The organism is Pseudomonas sp. B21-028 (genome assembly GCF_024749045.1).
Lineage (GTDB): Bacteria > Pseudomonadota > Gammaproteobacteria > Pseudomonadales > Pseudomonadaceae > Aquipseudomonas.
In genome coordinates this window covers 2,779,850-2,784,492 of sequence record NZ_CP087184.1, presented here as the reverse complement: position 1 = coordinate 2,784,492, position 4,643 = coordinate 2,779,850, and the positions used below count along the sequence as shown (strand labels likewise).

Here is a 4,643-nt window from a genome sequence, read left to right as displayed (position 1 = left end):
TCCACGGGAAAAACTGCAGACCGCGCCAGCCTTCGCTCCGGCGCGGCATTGCATCCTATCCCGTTGAACGCTCATCCCTGACCATGATGCCGCTCACTTAAGCAAGTAGATGAACCCGTGGCGAGGGGATTCATCCCCGCTGGGCTGCAAAGCAGCCCCAACACAGGCAACTCAATCCGCCTGATATACCGAGTCGCGGGGCTTTGGGGCTGCTGCGCAGCCCAGCGGGGATGAATCCCCTCGCCACAGTGGACCGGGCAAGTTTTAAGTGAATGATTACAACCCACTCCGGGAAACGTTCTCACAAGCCTTCAATCCGGCGCGGCATCGCATCCCTATCCCGTTGAACGCTCGCCCCTGACCATGATGCTGCTCACTTAAGCAAGTAGATGAACCCGTGGCGAGGGGATTCATCCCCGCTGGGCTGCAAAGCAGCCCCAACACAGGCGACTCAATCCGCCTGATATACCGAGTCGCGGGGCTTTGGGGCTGCTGCGCAGCCCAGCGGGGATGAATCCCCTCGCCACAGTGGACCGGGCAAGTTTTAAGTGAATGATTACAACACACTCCGGGAAACGTTCGCACAAGCCTTCAATCCGGCGCGGCATCGCATCCCTATCCCGTTGAACGCTCGTCCCTGACCATGATGCTGCTCACTTAAGCAAGTAGATGAACCTGTGGCGAGGGGATTCATCCCCGCTGGGCTGCAAAGCAGCCCCAACACAGGCAACTCAATCCGCCTGATATACCGAGTCGCGGGGCTTTGGGGCTGCTTCGCAGCCCAGCGGGGATGAATCCCCTCGCCACAGTGGACCGGGCAAGTTTTAAGTGAATGATTACAACCCACTCCGGGAAACGTTCGCACAAGCCTTCAATCCGACGCGGCATCGCATCCCTATCCCGTTGAACACTCATCCCTGATCATAATGCTGCTCACTTAAGCAAGTAGATGAACCTGTGGCGAGGGGATTCATCCCCGCTGGGCTGCGTAGCAGCCCCAACACAGGCAACTCAATCCGCCTGATATACCGAGTCGCGGGGCTTTGGGGCTGCTGTGCAGCCCAGCGGGGATGAATCCCCTCGCCACAGTGGACCGGGTAAGTTTTAAGTGAATGATTACAACCCACTCCGGGAAACGTTCTCACAAGCCTTCAATCCGGCGCGGCATCGCATCCATATCCCGCTGAACGCTCGCCCCTGACCATGATGCTGCTCACTTAAGCAAGTAGATGAACCCGTGGCGAGGGGATTCATCCCCGCTGGGCTGCAAAGCAGCCCCAACACAGGCAACTCAATCCGCCTGGTATACCGAGTCGCGGGGCTTTGGGGCTGCTGCGCAGCCCAGCGGGGATGAATCCCCTCGCCACAATGGATTTCCAGCTCGCGGACGTTGCCTGGCCAGTGGTAGGCCCGTCAGGTACAGACCAGACGTCGGGGACCGCTTGATGATAGATAACTTTCAGCAAATGAATTTGGTGCCGATATCCCTCTAAAGAAAACGGACAAGTATCCAGGTGCGCTCGATGAACTGGACGAGTCGTATCGGGGCAGGCAGTCACGAGTGCCCTCTACGACACTGTTCGACGTGCCATTGAACGATGCGGCCTCCCATGCACGACCTGGCGGCGGGCTCGATCTGGTCAAATGCCGCTGTCTGAGAGACGGGGCAAAGGAAATCGGTAGATGACACAAGACACCCCCGGAGTCGCATCTCATAGAAGCTCACTCGCTACGCGAGCCCTGCGTCTCGCCACATTGCGTGTCGGCCTGGTGTCGCTGAGCGCGGGGGTGATTTCCTACTATGTCAACTCCACGATGATCGAGCGGGACGTGACCGAGCAATTGCTCCTGGCTACCGAGCAGACTTTGCAACGCGAATCCTTGCCGTTCCGGGAGATCAAGGATCTGCAACGCAACTTCCTGAAGGAGTTCAAGGCAACCCTGGTTCTACCCGGCATGAAATCCAAACTGGTGGACGACTTTCAACAGATTTTCTATCGCCACGAAGACGGCTCCTATACACAGCGTCCGCTGTTGTTCGAAGGCCAGCCGTTGCCTGACGGGCGTCGCTTTGCCGGAATGTCAGCGACCTACGCACCGGACATCACGCCCGACGACGATACCCGGGCGCGGTTTGCCCTGTCTTATCTTCTGTCCTACAAATACGGCTCCAGCAGTCAGGGCCGACTTTTCAATTTTTACGGTGTGGTGCCTGAAAAAGGTTTCCCCATCTATCAAGACGCCGATATCGCCAAGGTATTCAGCTACGCGGGGCCGGATGCGCTCAAGCTCGAAACCTATGAATTCTATGAGCGCGGGTTTTCTTCACCGGGAAGCGACACGCTGTTTACGCGGATGTACTGGGATTATTCCAACAAGGCCTGGATGACGACCATCGCCACGCCCGATGTCGTCGATAGCTTCGGCAAGCACCAGATCCTGGCCTGCGTCGATGTACTGTTGGGTGACCTGATGGTGCGCACTGCCAAGCCTGCGATGCAGGGCGCGTACAGCACGCTGTTCATCGCCGACGACGAAGGCACGCTGATCTACCATCCAAGCACCATGGAGCAAGTTGAACGTAGCGCGGGCCATGCTTCCATCCGGTCCCTCAAGATGACTGAGTATTACCCGTTGATCGAGGCCGTTCCTGCGCTGGTGCCCGGGCACGCCCGGATAATCCAGACACCGGATGACATCGTCGCCGTGGGCCTCATTCCCGATACCCCCTGGGCGCTCGCGGTCCATTACCCACGGACCCTGATGACACCGGCCATTACCGATAACCTGATCATCGTGGTAGTGCTTGGGTTGCTGACTCTGCTGGTCGAGATACTGATTCTGCGCTCCATACTGCAAAAGCAGGTCGCCCTTCCGCTGTTCCGGTTGGTCCAGGCGACTCAACTGCTCGGTACGGGCAAGGAGCGCCTGCGCCCTGAGCAGCTACCGGCCCAATCGTCGGATGAAATAGGCGAGCTGGCCCGCGCCTTTGCCACCATGGCCGATAGGGTGCAGGACGCCCATGAGCACCTCCAGCTCAAGGTACGCGACAGTACCCGCCAGGCCCGTCATCTGGCTGTCCTGGCCATCGCGCGCGAACGGGCCGAAAAGCGACTGCTGGAGAGTGAGCAACGTTACCGGGACATTTTCGACAACTCCCTGGATCCGATATTTCTACTCGAGATAACAGATACAGGCTTGCGTTACATCGAGGTCAACCCTGCCTTTGAGCACGCCGTCGGGGTAGGCCGGGCCGAGCTGCTCGGAAGTATGGTCGAGCAAACGTTGCCGCCACAGGCAGTCGCCGCCGCTATCGCAAAGTTTCAACGCTGTGTCGAGAAGGACGCTCCGCTCGATGAGGAGGATGAGGTTGATTTGCCCACCGGGCGTCGGACCTTTCATACCACATTGATTCCTGTGCGCGCCGCGTGTGGGCGCCTCCAGAGAGTTGTCGGTATCGCCCGAGACATCACCGAGCGCAAGCACGCGGAACGTGTCATCCATGCCCGGGAGCAGGAATTTCGCGCGTTGGTTGAAAACACACCGGATGTGATTGCCCGCTTCGATCTGCAATGCCGGTTCCAATATGCCAACCCGGCGACGCAAGCAGTGCTTGGCCGTTCTCTGGATGTGTTGCTTGGCAAGACCCCTTGCGAAGTATCGTCTGGTTTGGAGCCGGCGAAGTATCTTCAAGACAGGCTTGAAGCGATCATTCGTGCCGACAGAGCAACCGAAGAAGAGCTGTCGCTGGATGTCCCGATCAAACAAGGCGCCCAGACGGCCTGCTATCAGGTTCGCCTGGTGCCTGAACGTGATAAACATGGCGTACTCGTCACTGTTCTCGCTGTCGGGCGTGACGTCAGTGCCATGCGCGCGACAGAGGAACGACTCAAACAGTCCCACGCGCAACTGCGTCAACTGTCCAGCTATCGCGAGACCACGCGAGAGGAGGAGCGCAAGCGCATTGCCAGGGAAATTCACGATGAACTTGGGCAGCAACTCACGGCCCTGCGCATGGGTGTTTCGTTGCTACGCCTGCAATTCGGCAACGAGCAGCCGCAGTTGGTGGAACGAGTCCAAACGCTAATGAACCGAATCGACGACATCATTCAGGTCGTACGCAACGTTGCGACCAGCCTGCGTCCTTCTGCGCTGGACATGGGACTGACTTCGGCGCTCGAATGGCTCGTCTCCGAGTTTTCACGCAACACGGGCATTCACTGTCAGCTCAGTGCTTCGGATGTTCGATTGGAGCTGGATGACGAACGCGCCACCGCGGTTTTCCGAGTGATTCAGGAGTCTTTGACCAATGTCGCTCGTCATGCGCAAGCGAGCCGGGTGGATCTCCACCTGCAAAACAACGTCGAATGCCTCCTGATCGAGGTGAGAGACAACGGCATGGGCTTCGATCCGGATCGACTGTCCAAGCGCACGCTTGGAATACTGGGCATGCGCGAGCGAGGACACATGCTCGGTGGAACGCTCACTATCGACAGTGCGCCCGGACAGGGGGTATGTGTACGTGTGAACATTCCCTTTAGAACGGCCTCGGAGATTCTGTAACGGCTGTCCTGTTTGGAACAGTCATGGGAATGTAGCCGCATGTCCCTGGAGCCGACGCTGGCACAAACGATATCCCTCCC

General features: G+C 58.3%; 1 protein-coding gene. It reads left to right on the top strand.

Annotated features, from left to right (window positions below):
* Positions 1 to 1,683 precede the first annotated feature (1,683 nt).
* Positions 1,684 to 4,563 (top strand): PAS domain-containing protein, encoded by a 2,880-nt coding sequence (locus LOY35_RS12415; RefSeq protein WP_258632860.1) that lies wholly within the window; start codon positions 1,684 to 1,686, stop codon positions 4,561 to 4,563.
* Positions 4,564 to 4,643: the final 80 nt, after the last annotated feature.

Coding starts and splice junctions, on each gene's coding strand:
- LOY35_RS12415 (WP_258632860.1), top strand. CDS start 1,684: ATGACACAAGACACCCCCGGAGTCGCATCTCATAGAAGCTCACTCGCT.